General features: G+C 33.7%; 17 protein-coding genes. 8 read left to right on the top strand and 9 right to left on the bottom strand.

What is annotated here, in order from left to right:
• Positions 1 to 163: 163 nt before the first annotated feature.
• The gene (locus EZM65_RS09275; RefSeq protein WP_136668278.1) at positions 164 to 1291 is read right to left on the bottom strand and encodes a methionine aminotransferase; all 1128 of its coding nucleotides are present in this window, start codon (positions 1289 to 1291) and stop codon (positions 164 to 166) included.
• A 66-nt stretch (positions 1292 to 1357) separates the two neighbouring features.
• Between EZM65_RS09275 and EZM65_RS09270 the strand changes: the two genes are divergently transcribed.
• The 3 genes from EZM65_RS09270 to EZM65_RS09260 all read left to right on the top strand — a co-directional run bounded on the left by EZM65_RS09270 (position 1358) and on the right by EZM65_RS09260 (position 3317).
• Positions 1358 to 2266, top strand: coding sequence for a phytanoyl-CoA dioxygenase family protein (locus EZM65_RS09270; RefSeq protein ID WP_136668277.1), 909 nt, complete (start codon positions 1358 to 1360; stop codon positions 2264 to 2266).
• Between the two features lie 73 nt (positions 2267 to 2339).
• The gene (locus EZM65_RS09265) at positions 2340 to 2900 is read left to right on the top strand and encodes a hypothetical protein (protein ID WP_136668276.1); all 561 of its coding nucleotides are present in this window, start codon (positions 2340 to 2342) and stop codon (positions 2898 to 2900) included.
• An 87-nt stretch (positions 2901 to 2987) separates the two neighbouring features.
• Positions 2988 to 3317: a panthothenate synthetase gene (locus tag EZM65_RS09260; protein WP_136668275.1), complete on the top strand. Its 330-nt coding sequence runs from the start codon at positions 2988 to 2990 to the stop codon at positions 3315 to 3317.
• Positions 3318 to 3406: 89 nt separating this feature from the next.
• Here EZM65_RS09260 and EZM65_RS09255 read toward each other — a convergent pair whose 3' ends face one another.
• Entirely contained in the window at positions 3407 to 4516 is a 1110-nt protein-coding gene (locus tag EZM65_RS09255) for an alpha/beta fold hydrolase (protein WP_169051685.1), read from the bottom strand.
• Between the two features lie 553 nt (positions 4517 to 5069).
• On the opposite strand from EZM65_RS09255, the gene EZM65_RS09250 reads away from it, so the two are divergent.
• The 5 genes from EZM65_RS09250 (at position 5070) to EZM65_RS09230 (ending at position 11908) form a co-directional block, all read left to right on the top strand.
• Positions 5070 to 6461: an RtcB family protein gene (locus EZM65_RS09250; RefSeq protein WP_136668273.1), complete on the top strand. Its 1392-nt coding sequence runs from the start codon at positions 5070 to 5072 to the stop codon at positions 6459 to 6461.
• Position 6462: 1 nt separating this feature from the next.
• Complete coding sequence (gene prfH, locus EZM65_RS09245) at positions 6463 to 7158, top strand: peptide chain release factor H (RefSeq protein ID WP_136668272.1); 696 nt, start codon at positions 6463 to 6465, stop codon at positions 7156 to 7158.
• Between the two features lie 215 nt (positions 7159 to 7373).
• Entirely contained in the window at positions 7374 to 7916 is a 543-nt protein-coding gene (locus EZM65_RS09240) for a hypothetical protein (RefSeq protein WP_136668271.1), read from the top strand.
• Between the two features lie 99 nt (positions 7917 to 8015).
• Positions 8016 to 8561: a 3'-5' exonuclease gene (locus EZM65_RS09235; RefSeq protein ID WP_136668270.1), complete on the top strand. Its 546-nt coding sequence runs from the start codon at positions 8016 to 8018 to the stop codon at positions 8559 to 8561.
• Positions 8562 to 8671: 110 nt separating this feature from the next.
• Positions 8672 to 11908, top strand: a complete 3237-nt coding sequence (locus EZM65_RS09230; protein WP_136668269.1) for a VIT domain-containing protein — start codon at positions 8672 to 8674, stop codon at positions 11906 to 11908.
• 153 nt (positions 11909 to 12061) lie between these two features.
• Here the strand turns inward: EZM65_RS09230 and EZM65_RS09225 are convergent, their stop codons facing one another.
• The 7 genes from EZM65_RS09225 to EZM65_RS09195 all read right to left on the bottom strand — a co-directional run bounded on the left by EZM65_RS09225 (position 12062) and on the right by EZM65_RS09195 (position 20048).
• Positions 12062 to 13282 (bottom strand): erythromycin esterase family protein, encoded by a 1221-nt coding sequence (locus EZM65_RS09225; RefSeq protein ID WP_136668268.1) that lies wholly within the window; start codon positions 13280 to 13282, stop codon positions 12062 to 12064.
• Between the two features lie 149 nt (positions 13283 to 13431).
• Positions 13432 to 14232, bottom strand: a complete 801-nt coding sequence (locus tag EZM65_RS09220) for a helix-turn-helix domain-containing protein (RefSeq protein ID WP_136668267.1) — start codon at positions 14230 to 14232, stop codon at positions 13432 to 13434.
• A 139-nt stretch (positions 14233 to 14371) separates the two neighbouring features.
• Entirely contained in the window at positions 14372 to 16546 is a 2175-nt protein-coding gene (gene scpA, locus EZM65_RS09215; RefSeq protein WP_136668266.1) for a methylmalonyl-CoA mutase, read from the bottom strand.
• Positions 16543 to 17577, bottom strand: a complete 1035-nt coding sequence (locus tag EZM65_RS09210) for a YhcG family protein (protein WP_211196207.1) — start codon at positions 17575 to 17577, stop codon at positions 16543 to 16545. The genes scpA and EZM65_RS09210 overlap by 4 nt, the downstream gene beginning before the upstream one ends.
• A gap of 60 nt (positions 17578 to 17637) precedes the next feature.
• Positions 17638 to 18087, bottom strand: a complete 450-nt coding sequence (locus EZM65_RS09205) for a hypothetical protein (RefSeq protein ID WP_136668264.1) — start codon at positions 18085 to 18087, stop codon at positions 17638 to 17640.
• Positions 18088 to 18154: 67 nt separating this feature from the next.
• Positions 18155 to 18712 carry a hypothetical protein gene (locus EZM65_RS09200; RefSeq protein WP_136668263.1) on the bottom strand — a complete coding sequence of 186 codons (558 nt, stop codon included), beginning with the start codon at positions 18710 to 18712 and terminating at the stop codon, positions 18155 to 18157.
• A gap of 4 nt (positions 18713 to 18716) precedes the next feature.
• Positions 18717 to 20048, bottom strand: a complete 1332-nt coding sequence (locus EZM65_RS09195; RefSeq protein ID WP_136668262.1) for a methylmalonyl-CoA mutase subunit beta — start codon at positions 20046 to 20048, stop codon at positions 18717 to 18719.
• Positions 20049 to 20051: the final 3 nt, after the last annotated feature.

Raw genomic sequence — 20051 nt, 5'->3', positions numbered from 1 at the left:
TGTTAGAATGTCTATGAAAATATTTCTATCTCAATTGGGAACAGTAAAAGAAAATCAAAATCTAGCTGAAATCACTTTAAACTAACCATCATTATACTCATTACCATTGTGATTTTAGCGGAAAAACACCAACAATTTGTTGGTGTTTTTTTATGGTTGAATGTTAGATTTTAATTAGTTTTTCAGCAGCTGCAATTAAGGTTTCATCAGTTTTGGCAAAACAAAAACGAAGCATGTGTCTGTCTGTAGCATCATTGTAAAAAACCGAAATTGGAATTGCTGCCACGCCATGAGTAGTGATTAATTCTTTAGCAAAGTCCACATCATTTTGTGTAGAAATTCCACTGTAATTGACCACCTGGAAATACGTTCCGTCACAAGGCATTAATTCAAATCGGCTATCCTTTAATAACGACTGAAATAAATCGCGTTTACGTTGGTACATTCTTGAAACTTCACTGAAGTCAACAACATCTAGGTATTCAGCAATGGCATGTTGTGAAAAACTGTTTACGCTGAAAACTAAAAATTGATGTACTTTTTTCATTTCGTACATTAAATTTTCCGGAGCAATTAAGTAACCAACTTTCCAGCCCGTTACATGCAATGATTTTCCAAAAGAAGAAGCGACAATTGTTCTATGTTTCAACTTTTCTCTTGTATTGAATGAAATATGAGGTTGTGTGAAAGTAATATATTCGTAAACTTCATCTCCTAAGATTAGAATTTGAGGATGTTTTTCTAAAATATCTTCTAATGCTACAAAATCACTTTCAGTCCAAATTCGTCCCGTAGGATTATGAGGGTTGTTGATTACTATCATCTTTGTTTTTGAAGTGATAGCATCCTCTATTTTGTTAAAATTAGGGGTGTAATCATTATTTAATGATACTCTAACAGGTTTTCCACCAGCCACTAAAACCGATGGCTCATAACTGTCATAACTTGGATCCAATATAATAACTTCATCACCGGCAGAAACAAAAGTATTAATAGTGGTAAAAACACCTTGTGTAGCTCCCGCAGTGATTAACATTTCAGTAGCAATGTCAACATTTCTGACATATTGCTTCGCTGTTTGCTGTGCAATTTTTTCCATTAGTGAAGGTAAACCTGCCATAGGAGTATATTGATGGATGTTTTCTTGGATAAGGCGTTGTGAGATTTGCAGCAAACGCTCATCTTCAGGAAAATTAGGAAAACCTTGTGATAGATTTATAGCTCCGTGTTGGTTCGCTAATTGCGACATTACAGAGAAAATACTGGTTGTGATATTGGGTAATTTTGACATGATGCAAAAATAGGAAAAACATAATTAGGATTTCATATTTTTGAATAGCACTTAACATTATATAAAATGGCAGCAAATCCAGTTTTGACTTCACTGAGGAACAGAATTTTAGAAGGAGAATCATATGCAACAGTCAGTTGGTCAGAAGAATTAGAACAATTGTATAAGAATGGTATTGGATTGGATGAAGCTTTGCAGTATTTGTATTTTGAAAAGCCTTCAGTAATCGAATTCGAGACTTGGATTGAAGAAAAAGCAGCCAAGTTAATGGTTTGTAATGAAGATGAGAAATTAGTGTTGACTGAAAGTGATTTACATTTTTTTGAAACCAATGGATATTTTGTGCTTAAAAATGCAATTTCTAAAGAGGATTGTATGGCAACACAAAATATAATTTGGGATTTTTTAGAGATGGATCCAGATGATAGTGCGTCTTGGTATAAAGATCATCCTGAACAAAAGGGATTAATGGTCAATTTTTTTGATCACCCTGTTTTGGAAAAAAACAGAGCTTCTGCCCGTATAAAAAAAGCCTACGAACAACTGTATCAATCGGAACAAATCTACAAGACTATAGATAAAGTTAGTTTTAATCCACCCGTTACTTCTAAATATTCTTTTAAAGGAAGTAATCTGCATTGGGATGTGAGCTTGCAATTGCCTATTCCTTTCCGTTTGCAAGGACTTATTTACCTTTCTGATTGTGGACCTCTAGAAGGCGCTTTTCATTGTGTGCCAGGTTTTCATCGTGATATAAATGAGTGGATGTCAAATGTACCAACTGATAAACATCCCAGAGATTACGCTTTAGAAATGTTGAAGCCAATTCCTATTATTGGGAACACTGGAGATATGGTTATTTGGAATCAGGCATTGCCACATTGTGCTACGGCTAACAATGGAAGTAAACCTCGAATGGTTCAATATCTTACTTACTTTAGAGAAGGGTATAAAGAGCAGGAAAAATGGATTTAAAATATAACTTTCTTTTTTTGAATAGTATTTTGCAAACACATTTATCTTTGTTGGCTTTATAGCTTTTTTAAAAATGAAGAAAATAATTATTTTGACTCCAATGGAGATTGAAAAAGAGAAAGTAATTGCCGCTTTATCTCAAATTTCTGATTTAAAACATTCTTACCAAATTGTCGTTTCTGGAATAGGAAGGGAAAGTACTGCTAAATCAATGATGCAATTACCCCCACACGACGTTTGTATTTTGATGGGGTTTGCGGCAGTTGTAGGAAAAGAAAGAGAATTGCCATCACATTTAGGAATGGGGAAGCCTATTGAAATAACAAATGCATCATTATATGGTTATGAAGGAGGTTTATTTGAAAATGGTAAGCCAATAGAGGTCAACTCAAAAACTAATCTGCCGAGTTTACATTCTTTAACTTCAGATAAATTTGTTAGAACTACTGATCTTGCTGTCCAAACGGTAGTAAATATGGAAGATTACACTTTTATGTATCTGAAAAAACCGCAAGATCTTATTGTCCGAATAATCTCTGATTTTTTACCTCACGAAATAGAAATTGATTTTTTTGAAGAAGTAGCACCTATTTCATTTTTATTGGCGATAGAAGCTGTTGAAGTGTTGTTTTGATTTTTAATTAACTGATATTTAGGTATTTATTTATGGTTGGCTCAGTATGTTTTTGTAACTTTAAGAATTAATTTAAAATCAATTGTTATGAAAATGTTAGTCAATGTTGTTTTACCAATTGAACCTTTTAATTCGATGGTGAGAAACGGTTCTGTAGGTGAACTACTTAATAGAATTATTGAAGAAATTAAACCAGAAAGTATTTATTTTTCTGAACAAGATGGTAATCGTGGAGCAGTAATGATTGTTGATGTTAAGGATGCGTCTTCAATCCCTTCCATTGCTGAACCTTGGTTTTTGATTTTTGAAGCACATTGTGAATTCAGAATCGCAATGACAGCTGAAGATTTAATGAAAGCAAATATTGCCCAACTTGCCGAAAAATGGCATGATGTTCCCGTTTTTCATCATAATTAAATGCAGAACAGCGTATCATGTTAAACCGTTTATAGTAAAAAGACCAACTGATAAGTTGGTCTTTTTTATTATTTTTAAAACAGATTTTTTTAATTGTTTATTTCTCTGAACAATTTATATTGTGTATCAAGTACAGCCTGATTAAAACCATGAGCAGTTTTAGCGAGCGGAATATATTTTTTCGAAGGAGCTTTTATTTTTTCAAAATAAGCTTTGGTACTTTCGGCAGGAGTTAAAATGTCTTCTTCTCCCTGAATAAAATAAATTGGTATTTTAAATTCTGTATAATCCCTAAGATTATCAATGTTAGCTGTCATTGGCTTGACACCAAGTTTACTGTCTCCAACAAAATTCACAAAAGAATAATCGTCTCCATCGGCACTGTTTTTTATGTCAGTATCATTGTTGTAAGCTGGAGCCAATACAAACCATGAATCGGGTGCAGGAATAGAATTTTTTCGTTCGTATTTTTTAATAACTCGGTAAAATTTACCTGTATTTCTTGCCTGACTGTAAGGTGGAGTGCCAATAGTCTTTAAGATTTCCAACGATTGCTGATCATTAGCTTTTTGTGCCATATCAGTTATTTTTTGATACGTTTTGCCTTCATTGTCTGTTTCATTTACAACTTGTGAATGTCCTACGTAAGCGTTGAATAGGTCAGGACGTTTTGAAGCCATTCTTACACCTAATACGGAACCCCATGAAGTTCCAAAAAGTGTTATTTTTTGCTTCCCAAGGTATTTGGCTAAGTATTCAGTAAGCGCAATCCCATCGTTTGAGATTTGATCCACTGTTAAAGGGTTTGCTTTCAAATATTCGGGTGATAATTCAGGAGGTGCAATACGGCCAAAGGTTTTGCCTGCTCCTCGCTGGTCCCATTGTATGATGATGAAATCTTTTTCTAATGGTCCATATAAAATATGGGAATAAGGACTGATAGGGCTTCCCGGTCCACCATGAAGAAATAATATCGCTGGTTTTGAAGGATTACCTTTGATGGTTACCCATTGCTCTATTCCGTTAATGGTGATGAAACGTTCTTCCTCAATCCTGTCTTTTTTTGCATTGATTTCAATCGATTGGCTGTTTTTTTGAGATTGGGATTTTGTAGAAAAGGTGATAAGAAACAGTAAAGCAATTTGGAATATTTTACTGAACCTTGAAATTTTTGACCCAGAGGTCATTAGTTTTTTCATGAAAGTTTGATTAATGATTTGTAAGTAGACGCAAAAAGTCTTTTTTGTTACAAAATTGTATGAATTAGAATACATAAAACTTAAGTTTTAATTCTTTTTGTATTAAAAAACGAATAATTAAAAGTTTTTTTGAAAAGTTGGAGTAACGGTAAATTAATGAGTTTGCGACTAAATTTCAATGGCTTGAAAATGATTAATTATTAACTGAAAAACAAAACAGTTTCTTTAGACTGAATAAAAATTTCAGTAACCATTTGGATATTAAAGAAATAATTTAGAAAATTTGTCTCCGAAAATTAATAACAATTAAAACGAAGAAAAAAATGTTTGTATTCAATCTAACAAATTATGGTTACCAATCAGCGGGAGCTGGTGTAGCTACTCTTCGTGGTTTTACTTTAAGTTAGATAAAAAACTTCACTATATGATAAAACCCGAAGACATCTAGTTTCGGGTTTTTTTATGCATTAAACTTTCCCGAGACTGATAAATCAGAAATCCAATCAAGAGCCATCGCTTTTGAAAGGACAGTGTATTATTCAATTTTAAATTTATGGGAAATAAATTATCAGGGAAAGACCTAATTAAAATAGGTTTCCCTAAGAACAATGCTATCAATATTGCTTTAGGGCAAATCAATAGATATAGAAAAAGAGAAAAAAAGGAAGCAATACTTACAGAAGCAAAAGAAGTATTGTTAGATCCTGAAAAATTCAAAGGACACGGCACTTGGGGGAAAGTTGCAGAAGGTTTAGTAAACCCAGTTCAGGTAAAATTCAATCAGTTGATGAACACTCGAGCTCCTTTTTCAATCTTTGGAGAGAATGAAATAGCAGAACAAGCTAAATTCCAATTGTACGATGCTTTAAAATTGCCAATTGCAGTAAAAGGTGCTTTAATGCCTGATGCACATTCAGGGTATGGATTACCAATTGGCGGAGTATTGGCAACAGATAACGCGGTAATTCCTTACGGAGTAGGAGTTGATATTGGATGCCGAATGAGTTTGTCAATTTTCGATTTGCCAGCGACATTTCTAAAAGGGAAAGACCATCAGTTGCAGGCAATTTTGAAAGACAATACGAAATTTGGTATGACCGAAATCCACAAAATCAAAGCAGATCATGAGGTTTTTTACCGAAGCGAATTCAAAGATATTCCAGTGGTAAAGCAGTTGCTGGACAAGGCATACAAGCAATTAGGAACGTCGGGTGGTGGTAATCACTTTGTGGAATTTGGAGTGGTAAAGCTGGATAATCCACTTCCAGAATGGAAACTGGAACCCAAAGAATATCTGGCAGTTTTGTCGCACAGCGGTTCACGCGGATTAGGGGCCAATATTGCAAAACATTACACGTATTTGGCTACAAAACAATGTCCGTTGCCTAAAAATGTGCAACATCTAGCTTGGTTAGATCTGAATACTCATGACGGACAAGAATATTGGATGGCAATGAATTTAGCAGGCGATTATGCTAAAGCGTGTCACGAAGACATTCACCGCCGAATCGCTAAAGCCTTAGGTAAGCGTATTGTAGTGACCATCGAAAACCATCACAATTTTGCATGGAAAGAAATGGTCGACGGAAAAGAATGTATCGTGCATCGCAAAGGCGCTACGCCAGCGGGTGAGGGACAACTGGGAATAATTCCAGGTTCAATGACCGCTCCAGGATTCATTGTAATGGGTAAAGGCAATGCCGAAAGTTTAAATTCTGCTTCTCATGGTGCAGGCCGATTGTTTTCGAGAGCAAAGTGTAAAGCATCTTTTACACAAAGCCAAATTAAAAAAGTTTTGGCAGACAATGAGGTGACTTTAATTGGCGGCAATATCGACGAGGCGCCTATGGCCTACAAAGACATTAACAAAGTGATGAGTTTGCAAACGGAATTGGTGGATGTATTAGGAACTTTTACACCTAAAATTGTAAGAATGGACAGGTAGTATGGAAAAGATGATACAAATAACCTCAGGTAGAGGTCCTGCAGAATGCGATTGGGTAGTGGCTCAAGTATTAAAACGTCTGCTGGTTGAAGCGGAAGAAATGAAGTTGGAAACCGAAGTGCTCCATCGCGAAGGAGGACAGGAAAATGGAACGGTGGTTTCGGCTATCGTTTCCATTAAAGGGAAAAAGGCTGATGATTTTGTGACCAGTTGGATAGGAACTATTCAATGGATTGGGCAAAGTACAATCAGAAAATTTCACAAAAGAAAAAATTGGTTCATAGGAATTTTTGAAATTCATTCAGGAAATAAAGTAGCGATTGATGAAAAAGACATTCAGTATCAAGCGATGCGAAGTTCCGGAGCTGGAGGACAACACGTGAACAAAGTGAGTTCGGCTATTCGTGCGACGCACATTCCTACGGGAGTCGCTGTGGTGAGCATGGATTCGCGTTCACAACATCAAAATAAAAAACTGGCAACCGAACGCTTATTTCAAAAGTTACTGGAATATGAAAAAGTTCAAATGCAACAACAGTTTCAAGATGTTTGGATGAACCAAATGCAAATTGAACGTGGTAATCCTATCCGGATTTTTGAAGGAACCGATTTTAAAAGTGATAGAAGAATTAAAAATTTTAAAAAAGAAAGACAGCAACTTAAGAGTAATTTGAAAAGTCAGTTGTGGAATGAATAACCGCAAAGTACGCAAAGAAATTGCAATGAGCGCAAAGTAAAAATTAGTAAAGTTCTTAGCGAACTTAGCGTATTCCGATAGCTATCGGGTTTGCGAACCTTGCGGTTAAATAAACAGAAGGATAAGGTTTAAAAAGTAAAGAATGAATAGTGAAAAACTTTGTGAGACTTTGTGTTTAAACTTTGTCCAACTCTGTGAAACTAAATAATAAAAATATGCAATCAATAGATAAATATGTAGTGCAAGCCTTGGATAATTATCCGTATTGGCTTGAAGGGACGTTGGAATCGCTGGGCTATGCCTTGGCGTATGACAATAAAAACGTCACGGCCTTATGGCTTTACGGCAGGTTTCATACCGAGCAATTGCAGGATTATGAAACTGCGAAACAATATTATGCGGAAGCATTAGCTGCGGATATTCATGCCTTAGCCGTATATCCTTATTATGCCGATGTCCTGTTGCAGAATGAAGATTATGAGGAAGCGTTGAAGCTGATTGAATTTGCCTTGACCATCAAAGGAATTGACAAACCGCTTATGTTGCTGAAAAAGATTCGTCTTTTAGAAATCCAACGCAATTGGAAAGAAGCTTCCAAATTAATCAAAGAGGCTAAAATCCTTGATAACTCAACTCATTTGCACGCAATAGAAGAAATTGAAAAAAGGATTAAAAACAAAAAAGACCTTTTAAAAGAAAAGAAAAAACCGAATAAGAAAAAATCGGAAAAAAAGAAAGATAAAAAAGATAAGAAGTAATCAGTGTTCAGTTTGCAGTCACAGTGTTGTGGTTCTAAAAAAACTTCGTGTGACTTTGTGTTAAACTTTGTGAAACTCTGTTAACAAAAGATAAAAATTATGGCAAAATTATTAGATAAAATACTCGTGGTCGATATTGAAGCCACGTGTTGGGAAGGCAAGTTACCTGAAGGTATGACTAATGATATTATTGAAGTAGGCGTTTGTTTGCTGGATGTCGAAACTGGTGAAATAACCGATAATAAAGGTATTTTAGTAAAACCAGAACGCTCAACGATAAGTCCGTTTTGTACCGAGTTAACAACAATAACTCCCGAATTGATAGCACAAGAAGCCGTTTCCTTTGAAGAAGCTTTACGTATCTTAAAAAAAGACTATATGAGTCAAAGCAGGGCTTGGGCAAGTTTTGGCGCTTATGATTTGAAGCAATTTCAAAGGCAATGTCAGGATTTGGGTAAAGGGTATCCCTTTAGTCCTTCACACATCAACGTGAAAACTTTGTTTGCACTCAAAAACAAATTAGGTCATGAATTAGGTATGGATAGCGCACTAAAATTTTTAGACATCCCATTAGAAGGTACACATCATAGAGGTGTAGATGATGCTAAAAATATCGCAAAGATTTTAAGGGAGATTTTGAAATGATAAAACCAGCTGTGAGGCTGGTTTTTTTTTTAAATCGTCCCAACTTTTTAATAAAAATTTCCCTCTATATAAGAAAAGGAGTTTATTTGTAACGCCCAAAATTTAATAATATGAAAAAAGCGCTATTTATTTTGTTGTTTTTATCTGGTTTCATTACCAAAGCACAAAGTCCACAATTACATATAAAAGAAGGAGATTCACTTCAAGTAAAGATGAGCCAATTATTGGTTAATGTCAAGATTGTTGGAAATATTGCCTATACAACCGCAGAAATGCATTTTACAAATAGTAGTAATAGACAAATGGAAGCAGAATTATTGTTCCCGTTACCTGAAGGTGTTTCTGTTTCCCGTTATGCAATTGATATTAACAATAAAATGAGAGAAGCAGTTCCTGTAAATAAAAATAAAGGGAAACAAGTTTTTGAGGCTGTAATTCATCGCCGAGTTGATCCAGGATTACTTGAAAAAGTAGAAGGGAATAATTTTAAAACAAGAATTTACCCTATACTTCCTAATAAAGAAAGAATTGTGATTATTGGTTATGAAGAGGAACTGGCAAGTTTTGATAAAACTAATTTAGCATATCAATTGGTAAGTAGTTATTCCAGAAAATTGGAAAAATTTGAATTGAATATTACTATAGTCGGAGCGGTTTCAGTTCCAACAATTAATGATAATAGTATTGAAAAATCTAACGAAATAAGTTGGAATCAATCCTATCAAACATCGATTAAAAAAGAAAATTATCAGCCATCTGAAAAATTTATCATTAAAATTCCCATTCAACAGGAAATTCCAAGTGTGGTAGTGCAGTCTGTTAACAATCAGCATTATTTTTATTCCAATATGGTTGTGGAGAATGAGAAAAGGCTTAAAAAGAATGCTAATACGATAGGTTTAATCTGGGACAATTCATTAAGTTGTAAGAATCGTGATTTGAAAAAAGAATTGAATCTTTTGGATAATTATTTTAAAAAATTGCAAAATACAAAAGTGACTTTATATTTATTGTCTTATGATTTTGAAAAAGCAGGAACTTATGATATTTCGAACGGTAATTGGGAGTTATTGAAAGAAAAGTTAGAACATATTGTTTATGACGGGGGAACACGTTTCTCAAAAATTAAATTACCAATTCATGATGAGTATTTATTTTTTACTGATGGACTTTCATCTCTTAGTAGTAATGAATTAGGAAAAATAAGTAAACCGGTTTATACAATTACTTCATTGGCATCAGCTGATTATGCTTTTATGAATTACAATTCAATGAAAAGTGCCGGAAGTTTTATCAATTTGAATACGTTGGATATTGATAAAGCTTTAGAAAAACTGATGTACCAAAATTTAAAATTTTTAGGAATAAAGGAAAACTATTTAGTAACTGAAATATATCCAATGATTGGTTCACCAGTTTCAGGCAGCTTTAGTATTTCCGGAATTTCGTTAAAGCCACAAAACGAAATGACTTTACTTTTTGGTTATGACAGTAATCCAGTTTTAGAAAAAAAAGTAATTATTGATGCAAAAAACAATTTATCCAATGAAGTTAGTATTGAAAAACTTTGGGCGCAAAAGAAAATTGCCAATCTCGAAATCCAGTATAAAGAAAATGCTGACGAAATAGAAAATTTGGGCAAAAAATACGGTATCATAACTCAAAATACCTCTTTGATCGTTTTAGAAGATATCAACGATTATATTCTATATGATATTTTGCCTCCAGTAGAATTGAGAGATGAATATGATAAAATTATAAAACAACAAAGGGAAAATAGATTAGCAGAGCAAAAAGATAATTGGGATAATATTGAAGAATATCATAATTCAATTACTTCATGGTGGAATAAAAATATAAAGTATGAGATTCCTAAACCAAAGAAAGTTATAAAACCCAAAAAGGTAATCAATACAAACACAGATAGAAATAGAGGCGTTGGAAGTGTTACTTCAAGTGGGGTGGCTAATGGTACAATTACGGGTGTTGTTTCTGATTCTTCAGGTCCGTTGCCAGGTGCTAATGTGGTTGTAAAGGGGACAACCAGAGGAGTAAGTACGGCATTTGACGGAACATATTCTATAAACGCAAATGTAGGGGAGAAGTTAGAGTTTTCTTTTATGGGAATGGAATCTAAAGAGATCACTTTAGGTAATGCCAGTGTTTATAATGTAAGTTTAGTTGATAATAGCGCTCAATTAAGTGAAGTTGTCGTAACCGCTGTAGGTGTTAGAAGAGAGCGGTCTGTGAGTTATTCAACAGAGTCAGTTTCTGCTAAATCTCTAGAAGAAAATGATTCCAATAATGTTGTCCAACCATTGTCAGGAAGCGTAGCGGGTATTCAAATTTCAAATAATGCAGCAATTGGTGTTTCCTCAGGCGTAGTTTTAAGAGATTCTTTAAGTGGAGTATTTGATTATGGTCGTGAACAAATGGTAAATATCAAAGTCAATTCATGGAATCCAGATAGAATTTACCTAAAGGCAATTGATGGGGCTCCAATAGATAAAAAATATGCAGTTTACATGCAGTTAAGGGATGAGCAACTAAATAATCCTAGTTTCTATTTTGATGTGGCTAACTATTTTTATAGTATTGGAGATAAGCAAAAGGCATTACTAATTTTGAGTAATATAGCTGATTTAGGTCTGGAAAATCATCAATTATATAAGTCATTAACGTATCAGCTACGTCAATGGGAAGCTTATGAAGATGCACTTTTTACTGCAAACCAAGTTGTGAAATGGAGACCATTTGAGCCACAAAGTCACCGTGATCTTGGTTTAAGTTTAGAAGATAATAAACAATATCAAGCAGGTTTTAATGAATTATTGAAAGCGCTTCAGGTGAACTATTTTGGAAATATGAGTGGTCAATATGAAGGAGTGGAAGATATTATTTTGATGGATATAAACAGGATAATTTCAGCACATCCATCCATTGATACAAATAAATTGGATAAAAAATATTTGAATAAAATGCCAGTTGCGGTTAGAATTATTTTGAATTGGAATTTAATGGATACAGATATTGATTTGCATGTTATTGAACCAACAAATGAAGAATGTTATTATGGCCATACTGGTACCGAAATTGGGGCAAAATTTTCCAAAGATTTTACGCAAGGGTATGGGCCAGAGCAATATTTACTTCGTAATGCAGTAAAGGGCAAATTTCAAATCAAAACCAATTTTTATGGAGAAAATAGTTTAAGTGAAAATGGACCAACAACAGTAATGGTTGAGGTTTATATCAATAAGAATGGTAAAATTGAAAAGAAATTGCAAACCATTCAATTAGGGAAAGTAAAACAAAATGAAAACTTAGCAGAAATAGTAATAGATTAAATTAATTTTAATATAGCTTCTTTGTTTGGTAAGACTCAAAAGTATTCTGGAAAAATAAAAAAAACCAACATTTCTGCTGGTGTTATTATGCTCTTTTTCGGTTTTACACCTGACAGGTTTCAAAAACCTGCCAGGTGTCATTAAAATAATGGCCTATAAGCTATTTGAATTCGATGTGTTTTTTAATAAAATGACAGCATCATAAATATCGGATAGTTTTGAAATTTCGTAGTAGTCTTTATCTTTTTCCTCTTTTCCATAGCCTACTAATCTTATTTTTCGTTTCTCTTCGGGTAAATTTGATAAGGATTCTTTGTTGCTATATTTGTTGCAATACAATTCATTGTTTGCTAATACACTATTCCAAGAGTTTTGATTTAGATCTAAAAAATCAGCACTTAAAAGTTTATCATCATAAACTGTGTCATTATTGATGAATCTATTTTCTATATATGAGTATTTTCCATCAGCACTAAGTAAGCCAAGAGAAAAATACTGATTTGACATTTTTTCTTCAATTTTTTTGCCCATTAGTCCTATTTCATTGTCAATGATGTCTTTTTTTGAAATATGTGCATTATGGGCTAATACTATAATTTTATTCTTAGGGTCAGTTGCATGAAAAAGAACTCGGTTAGCCATGATTTCATCTCTTGAAATAAATATACCTTGAGACCATTTTTTGTATGGTAAGTTGACTGTCTCTAATTCTGTTATTAATTCATTTATGGTACTGTTTGAGATGTTTGAGGAATTAATAACTGCCTTTGTTTTTATTACTAAATCGTAAATTTGAGCGAAAAATGATATCTGACGATTTTTTGATTTGTCTTCTGTTTTATGGTATTTTGTACAATAATCGCTATATGAGAGTAATTGTGTATCTAATAGTTCTTGGATCAAGTTGTCTACTACTTCATTTTTTTGATATTGTTTTATACTTTCTTTGAGCATTTCTATGGCTATAAGTTTACTGTCGTCACACCCTTTTAAAATAATTTTATTTTTATGATTTGCATTGTGTTGTTTAACCCAAAGAAAGAAATCTTTCATTTCTTTGGTTTGATAAATCGAAAACAAATGCTTTTTCATGAGAGAATCAAGGTTTGAAGTCTTTTGCAAATCTTTATTAAATTGTAACATATTATCACTCGGGTTTTCAAGGATAATCATGTTGAATCCTTTTTTAAGAATCAATTCTTTGGAGATATAATGTCTTATAACCTGAAATTCTCTTGTGCCATGAGTGTCTTCCCCAATGGCTACAATTTTTTTGTCACCTACATCTTTTAGGATGCTTTTAGTTTCGATATTTTGTGCGAATACTATCAAATTGTATAAGCTTATACAAATTGTTAAAAGAGTTTGTTTCATAACTGTTTATTTTATTAATTATGAATCAAAGCTAAAGTTTGCAAAGAGTAAAGAATTGTAAAAAAAAGACATTAACATTCGTTAACATTTTTGAATTCTTTATGATGTGAGAGTAAATTTAAAAAAGGAAGAAAAATTTGGTAGGATTACTAATATTTGAAATATATGTTGTTTTGAAAGTTGATGTTTATTTCTTTGAAAAAATCTTTAGGTAATAAATGACTCATTTTTTTAAATTCATTATTGAAAGCTGCCTGATCATAATACCCACTATCCATTGCTATTTCTTTTAATTTATTTGTTTCATTATTCTTGATTTTTTCTATGGCATTTCTAAACTGAATAATTCTTTTGAACTTAACAGGGGTAACTCCACAATTCATATGGAAAGCTCTATTATACGTTTTAAGGCTTAACGGTACATGGGATAGTATATCAGTTATTTTTGGATTTTCAGTGTTATAATGATGAATGCTAGAAATAATATGTTGGAGATGGTTTTTCTCAGCTAATTTCTGAATCAGATACGAATCGATTGAGTTTATTTTATTTTCTGTTTCTTGTTCGAAGAAAGAAGGATTTTGGATATAAAAATCTTTGAAGTCCTTTAAGATAAATACAGGGGTTTCTGTTTTAACTGAAAGGCTATTTGTGAATTGTGCTAATCCAAAAGGTTTGAAGACAATGCAGAATTCTTCAATGTCATTTTTAGGATTTATATAGATAGGAAATACATTTTTTTTGGCTACAATAACTTTTGAAACCGAATTTTCATGGCTCTCGAGATCAACACCGTATTTTGATAAAGTAACTTCTGTGTTTTTAATAAAAGCCAACGGATTGTTATAATGCGGATAGGCAAAATAAAACTTATTAATGCTACCGGTGTAGTAATAATCGATGTACTTTTTTAGAATTGTTTCTTTTGGTTGATGAAATTCGAAATCCATATAAGTATTTTTAAAGCACCTTTTTGTTTCTTGGTTTGAATGAGTGAAATATAATTAACAATTGGAGTGAAAAAAAAGGTAGACTTTTAAAAGACTACCTTATTTCTGAAAATTTAAAATGTTTTATAATTTGTAACTGTTATTCTTCCAATAAAACTTCCAATATCGTAATCGCCGCATCACTAATTTTAGTTCCAGGGCCAAAAACCGCTACAGCTCCTGAATCAAAAAGAAATTGGTAATCTTGTGCCGGGATAACTCCCCCTACAATCACCATAATATCCTCACGACCGTATTTTTTTAGCTCTTCAATTACCTGAGGAACCAATGTTTTATGTCCAGCAGCTAAAGAGGAAACTCCTAAAATATGTACGTCATTTTCAACGGCTTGCTTAGCGGCTTCCTGAGGCGTTTGGAACAAAGGTCCAATGTCTACGTCAAAGCCTACATCGGCATAACCTGTGGCAACCACTTTAGCGCCACGATCGTGTCCGTCCTGACCCATTTTGGCAATCATAATACGAGGACGACGGCCTTCTTTTTTGGCAAAGACATCGGCTAATTGACGGGCTTTTTCAAAGCTTTCGTCATTTTTTATTTCTTTACTATACACGCCACTAAAACTTCTAATTTGTGCTTTGTATCTTCCAAAAACAGTTTCCAAAGCATCACTAATTTCGCCCAATGTGGCTCTGTTGCGTGCGGCATCCACTGCTAAATCTAATAAATTCCCCGGTTCTCCTTTGGCACAAGCGGTTAGTTTTGCTAAACATTCCTGTACTTTGGCATTGTCACGGGTTGCTTTGATGTGGTCTAAACGCTCGATTTGTTGTTTGCGAACGGTTTGATTGTCCACTTCAAGGATATGTAACGGATCTTCTTTTTCTAAACGGTATTTGTTAACCCCAACAATAATATCTTGTCCGCTATCAATACGGGCTTGTTTACGCGCTGCAGCTTCTTCAATTCTTAATTTTGGAATTCCCGCTTCAATCGCTTTGGTCATTCCACCCAGTTCTTCTACTTCTTCGATTAAAGCCCAAGCTTTTTCTGCGATTTCAGCAGTCAAACTTTCTACATAATAACTACCAGCCCAAGGGTCAACCGTTTTACAGATTTTGGTTTCTTCCTGTAAAAAGATTTGAGTATTACGGGCAATACGCGCCGAGAAATCGGTTGGTAATGCAATGGCTTCATCTAGTGCATTGGTGTGTAACGATTGTGTTCCGCCAAAAGCAGCAGCAGCAGCTTCAATAGCTGTACGAGCTACATTATTAAAAGGATCTTGCTCGGTTAAACTCCAACCTGAAGTTTGACAGTGCGTTCGTAAAGCTAATGATTTGTCGTCTTTTGGATTGAATTGTTTTAGTAATTTCGCCCAAAGCATACGACCTGCACGCATCTTAGCAATTTCCATAAAATGGTTCATTCCAATAGCCCAGAAAAACGAAAGGCGAGGAGCAAAAGTATCCACGTCCATTCCTGCAGCTAAACCGGTACGGATGTATTCCAATCCATCGGCTAAAGTATACGCTAATTCGATATCAGCGGTTGCACCTGCTTCCTGCATGTGATAACCAGAAATAGATATCGAATTGAATTTTGGCATGAAATTACTCGTATATTCAAAGATATCAGCAATAATTTTCATGGAAGGAGTAGGTGGGTAAATGTACGTATTACGTACCATGAACTCTTTTAAAATATCGTTTTGGATAGTTCCTGATAGTAAACTAGGAGAAACTCCTTGTTCTTCGGCAGCTACAATGTAAAATGCCATAATAGGTAATACGGCTCCGTTCATGGTCATGGAAACCGACATTTCGCCTAACGGAATTTGATCGAAAAGGATTTTCATGTCCTCTACCGAGTCGATTGCCACACCGGCTTTTCCCACATCACCTATCACACGTTCGTGATCTGAATCGTAACCACGGTGTGTAGCCAAGTCAAATGCAACGGATAAACCTTTTTGTCCAGCAGCAAGGTTACGGCGATAGAAAGCATTACTTTCTTCGGCAGTTGAGAAACCTGCATATTGGCGGATTGTCCACGGGCGACGGACATACATCGTAGCATAAGGACCACGTAAATTAGGTGCAAATCCAGCACCGAATTCTAAATGTTCTAAGCCTTCAATATCTGATTTCGAGTAATTTGATTTTACTTCGATACCTTCAGCGGTATTGAATTTAGGTTCCAAGTTCAAATTTCCAATTTCCAAGTTTTCTTCGACAAGCTCAGTATGACCTTTGGAATTTGTGTTTTGTATTTTGGAATTTTCTAATGTAATATGTTGAATGTTTTTTCTCATGAATTTTTCTTTAACAATTGTTCAAATTCATCAACAGTGGGAATGTTTTTTTCTAATTGTTTTGGTAATATTTCTGTAAATGTATATTCGCTGACTCCTATAGGTTTGTTAATGTCTCTTAATGCATATTCAACTTCAATTCCGTTTTTACCATTGCAAAGCAAAATTCCAATGGAAGGATTGTCTGTTTCGGTCTTTACTAAATCATCAACGGCTGATAAATAGAAGTTGAGTTTTCCAGTAAATTCGGGTTCAAATTCAACCGCTTTTAATTCAATAACAACATAACATCTTAATGTTACATGATAAAAAAGCAGGTCTAAAGCATAAGATTTATTGTTTATTTCAATTGGATATTGTCGTCCTATATAGGCAAAACCTTTTCCTAATTCCAATAGAAATTTGGTGATATTATCTGTAAGTGATTTTTCTATTTGTAACTCATGAACTTTTGATTCAAAGGTAAGGAAATCAAAATTATATGGATCTTTAAGAAGCTGGCTGGCTAATTGTGCCTGATTGAAATCCAGTGTTTTATCAAAGTTGGTTATTGCTTTGCCTTGTCTTTCAAACAATTTTTGTTTTAATTGTATTGATAGTACAGCTCTGCTCCAATTATTTTTACATGTTTCTTTTATATAGAAAAAAGCTTCTTCTTTTGAGTTTGTTTTTTCTAAAATGAGTACATGATGTCCCCACGGAATTACTACTAATTCTTCCAGTCCAACAACTTGTTGGATTGTAATTTGCTTTTCCATTCCAACAGCTTGTTGGACGGAATTGCCTGTGTAAAAATTATAGAATTTTCTAATGTTGAATAGATTACTTCTCGAAAAACCTGAAATTGAAGGGAATTCTGCTTTAATATCTTTTGAAAGCTGCTCGATAAAATTATTTCTTCCTTCTAAAAGTGACTGATTTTCAAATATCATCTTACCGATATTCCAGTATAAAAGAATCAATTCTTTATTTACTGAGAACACGGCTTTTTGCTGGGAATTAAGAATCTGGTTCTTAATTTCAACAATCAACTCTTGATATTTTGAAAATTGTGAGTTCACTTAAAGTTAAATACTTTCTTAAAATTTATATTATTCTGTAATTTTAAATGTATAATTTCTATAGATCAATGCTTTGTCTTTATTGTTAACCAATGCTCCTGTAATAACAGTTCCCAAACCACCGGTAAAAAGAGCAAAAGCACTTCCGTTTTTAGCCAAACCCGCTACTCCGGAACCTACAATTAGTCCGGAACCTACTCCGTAAAGAATGTTTTTTAGTTTGCGGCCGCCTTTTGGATATTTTTTAATACTGCTGATGTTTGAAATTGCTATATCATTGCCATTGACAGAAATTGTTTCCGCATTTTTGATGGTCATCTCACCTACAAACTTTTGACGGTTCAGAGTGTTTATTTTAACTCGGGATCCTTCTGCAATACTGGTAGTCTGTCCTGTCTGGTTGTTTGTGGCTTCAAACTTTTTTTGAGCAAAAAGACTGACAGATAAGGTAAGCAATAGAATGGTTAACAGTTTTTTCATAAGGGGTTGGTTTTTATCAAAAATGATAAGTTTTAATTGATTGAGTTTCTTAAATAATTGATTGTCATTATTTCTTGTCTAGCTCATTCCAATACTTAATAACATCTGATTTTATTGATTCTTTTAAATTTTTGAAATTATCCGAATAAGTAAATTCTTGGTAGTTATCTTCTTTTTTGGCAGAAATAAAGTAAAGCTCTTCATTACTGCAGAGTAATAAATGAACAGATTCCTGCTCTTTGTCTTTATTGTGTTTTGAAAAAATAAACAATGCATCTATGCTTTTATTTTTATCGCTGTCCATGAAAGCTTTTCTGCTTTTCCAAATACTCAAAAAGCCATCATGAGAAAATGAGATGCTTTTAATTTTTTTCCAATTTCCGCTTTTATTCTTGTAATGCTGAAAATAAAGAGAATCAGGTTGCTTATTTGCTTCAATTTTAGAAAAAATATACACGTTTTCTTCTTTGTCCGGAGAATGAACTTCATCAATACTTATAATTCTGGTTCCCTGATAAGGAAAAACATCCTTAGTATAAGAAAGAATATTTTTTGTTATATGTGAGACTTGCCCCATCATAAACTGAGTGACAAGAAAACAACCGATAAGAATTATTTTATTCATAATGTTATATTTCATTTTGCAGTCTTTCCTGTTCCATTTTTTCTGCTAAACGTTTCTCTATTATTGGAGTGATTAAAGTTTTTCTCGGATTTTGCTTCACAAAAGGATATAATTCCAAGTCGTTTTTCATTTGGTCATTTTTATTGGGATACTTGTTGGTTCCTAATAAAATTTCTTTGCCTGAGTCAAACAATTCCTGCTCTTTATCGGCGCTTTCTTTTATTTTTCTTTGAATTGTGCCTTCAATTAACTGTGTAATCAATCCTCCGTTGTTTTCAATGTCTTTGAATAATGCCAAAGCTTTATCGGCTAACTGCTGCGTTAATTCTTCAATGTAGTAAGCACCATCGGAAGGATTGTTTACCTTGTCAAAATAGCTTTCATTTTTTAAAACCAATAATTGGTTACGCGAAATACGGTCGCCAAATTCATTGTCTTTGTGGTAAATGGCATCATAAGCTAAATTGGCAACCGCATCAGCACCTCCTAAAACAGCACTCATGCATTCGGTTGTGGTACGAAGCATGTTTACATTATAATCATATAAAGTTTTATTACGCTTAGTAGGTGTAGCAATAATGTGACAATCAATATTGTGATTGTATTCTTTGGCTAAGATATTGAATAATAACCTTAATGCACGAAGCTTAGCTATTTCAAAGAAATAGTTACTGCCTACAGCTGCATTTATGGTTATGGGTGAATTGATATTTTGAACTCGGTTGAAATATTCGTTCACATGAGCCAGTGTATAAGCTAATTGTTGTACGATATTGGCACCCGCATTTTGATAGGTTTCGGTATTTACACTTATTGTAGTGTTCAATTGGTTTAAAATACTAAAATCTGATTCTAAATTTGAAAACCAGTTTCCGTCTTTAACCAACTGACCTATCGGATCTAATTCAATAATAGTATCGGGTCGGACAGTTTGAATTTTTTTAACAAACTCCGATTTTAAAAATACAGGTTTGATGTATACCTGAACGTCAGAAGGAATAGATGATAAAAGTTTTTCAACATCTAAAGCTTCGTTTTCAATAGTAAAACGAATGCTTTCAGCGCCTCGGTTTAAAGTTTCCAATGCTCTTTTGATGGATTTCTCCACATCATGAACAAAGATGTTTTGAACTATTTTAAAACCATGTGTCGTTGAAGGAACATTGTAAGGAGTAATTGTTTCATCGATATGATAAAATGGCTTTACTTTGATTCCTTCCGGACTTTCCCAGACTAAAGTTTCGTTGTAATCGGCTCCTTTAAGTTCGTATTGAATTTGCTGCTTCCATTGCTTGGAAGTCACTGCGTTGAATTCGTTAAATAGTTTGTCTTTCATAGC

This window comes from Flavobacterium sp. H122 (assembly GCF_004959765.1).
In the GTDB taxonomy this organism is placed as follows: domain Bacteria; phylum Bacteroidota; class Bacteroidia; order Flavobacteriales; family Flavobacteriaceae; genus Flavobacterium.
This window is presented reverse-complemented; position numbering and strand designations above follow the sequence as displayed.

Bases quoted from the DNA above. Each gene is read 5' to 3' on its own strand.
- EZM65_RS09275 (WP_136668278.1), bottom strand. From the start codon at position 1,291: ATGTCAAAATTACCCAATATCACAACCAGTATTTTCTCTGTAATGTCG.
- EZM65_RS09235 (WP_136668270.1), top strand. From the start codon at position 8,016: ATGGCAAAATTATTAGATAAAATACTCGTGGTCGATATTGAAGCCACG.
- EZM65_RS09220 (WP_136668267.1), bottom strand. From the start codon at position 14,232: ATGGATTTCGAATTTCATCAACCAAAAGAAACAATTCTAAAAAAGTAC.
- EZM65_RS09270 (WP_136668277.1), top strand. From the start codon at position 1,358: ATGGCAGCAAATCCAGTTTTGACTTCACTGAGGAACAGAATTTTAGAA.
- scpA (WP_136668266.1), bottom strand. From the start codon at position 16,546: ATGAGAAAAAACATTCAACATATTACATTAGAAAATTCCAAAATACAA.
- EZM65_RS09250 (WP_136668273.1), top strand. From the start codon at position 5,070: ATGGGAAATAAATTATCAGGGAAAGACCTAATTAAAATAGGTTTCCCT.
- EZM65_RS09225 (WP_136668268.1), bottom strand. From the start codon at position 13,282: ATGAAACAAACTCTTTTAACAATTTGTATAAGCTTATACAATTTGATA.
- EZM65_RS09260 (WP_136668275.1), top strand. From the start codon at position 2,988: ATGAAAATGTTAGTCAATGTTGTTTTACCAATTGAACCTTTTAATTCG.
- EZM65_RS09200 (WP_136668263.1), bottom strand. From the start codon at position 18,712: ATGAATAAAATAATTCTTATCGGTTGTTTTCTTGTCACTCAGTTTATG.
- EZM65_RS09255 (WP_169051685.1), bottom strand. From the start codon at position 4,516: ATGAAAAAACTAATGACCTCTGGGTCAAAAATTTCAAGGTTCAGTAAA.
- prfH (WP_136668272.1), top strand. From the start codon at position 6,463: ATGGAAAAGATGATACAAATAACCTCAGGTAGAGGTCCTGCAGAATGC.
- EZM65_RS09205 (WP_136668264.1), bottom strand. From the start codon at position 18,087: ATGAAAAAACTGTTAACCATTCTATTGCTTACCTTATCTGTCAGTCTT.
- EZM65_RS09230 (WP_136668269.1), top strand. From the start codon at position 8,672: ATGAAAAAAGCGCTATTTATTTTGTTGTTTTTATCTGGTTTCATTACC.
- EZM65_RS09265 (WP_136668276.1), top strand. From the start codon at position 2,340: ATGAAGAAAATAATTATTTTGACTCCAATGGAGATTGAAAAAGAGAAA.
- EZM65_RS09195 (WP_136668262.1), bottom strand. From the start codon at position 20,048: ATGAAAGACAAACTATTTAACGAATTCAACGCAGTGACTTCCAAGCAA.
- EZM65_RS09240 (WP_136668271.1), top strand. From the start codon at position 7,374: ATGCAATCAATAGATAAATATGTAGTGCAAGCCTTGGATAATTATCCG.